Annotated in this window: 2 protein-coding genes; both read left to right on the forward strand. The window is 44.2% G+C overall.

The genetic code is table 11. The features are described from left to right. Window positions 1–266: glutaredoxin family protein (locus tag A3750_RS23055; protein WP_197475261.1), on the forward strand; the 266-nt coding region annotated here is incomplete at its 5' end. Window positions 267–286: 20 nt separating this feature from the next. Next, window positions 287–971: peroxide stress protein YaaA (yaaA, locus tag A3750_RS23060; RefSeq protein WP_068548921.1), on the forward strand; the 685-nt coding region annotated here is incomplete at its 3' end.

Here is a 971-nt window from a genome sequence, read left to right on the forward strand (position 1 = left end):
GAAATGTGCAGTTGTTAGGTACTGAAGGTTGTCACTTGTGTGACCTTGCGGCCTCTGTGCTTGGAAGCTTCAACTCGGTGATGGAGTCGCATAATTTTAGCTTGAGTATTGAGTTAGTTGATATTTCAGCTTCTGAGGCCATGGTTGAGCGGTATGGTGCACTGATACCGGTTGTGATTGATGTGGGCTCTGGTAGAGCACTTTCATGGCCGTTCGATGAGCAAGCCGTTTATGAGTTTTTGCGTGTTTGTGATGGCGCTGTTTAGTTATTATTTAAGGAATCTCAATGTTTTTTTTGCTTTCACCTGCTAAGACCTTGGACTTCGAAAATGCGGCCTCTACGGATGAGTTTACTCAGCCGCGGATGCTTGAGGATGCAAGCGAGCTTAATCGAACTGCGCGCAAACTTTCATCGCAAGATATTAAAAGCTTGATGGGTGTAAGCGATAAGATCGCCGATTTGAATGTAAAGCGATTTCAGGAGTGGTCTACTCCGTTCGACGTACAAAATGCAAAGCAGGCCGCTTATGCATTTAAAGGGGATGTTTATACAGGTCTCAATATTGAAACCTGCGGTTCGGAGGCAGTCGAGTATTTACAGAGCAGTGTAAGGATTCTTTCTGGTCTTTATGGTCTTCTGCGACCGCTAGATCTAATGCAGCCTTATCGGCTTGAAATGGGTATAAAGCTTGAGAATTCGCGTGGGCCTAATCTTTATAAGTTTTGGGGGACAAAAATCTCAAGTTTGCTTAATTCTGATGTGGGTGCGGCGTCTGATGCAGTGGTTGTAAACCTTGCATCTAATGAGTACTTCAAGGCAGTGGATATGAAGATGTTGACCGCTCGCGTTGTTACGCCGGTATTTAAAGATCTCAAAAATGACACGTACAAAATCATTAGTTTTTATGCAAAGAAAGCGCGTGGATTGATGGTGCGCTACGCAGCAGATAATCAAATAGCCGATGTTGATG

It is taken from the genome of Oleiphilus sp. HI0079, from assembly GCF_001635105.1.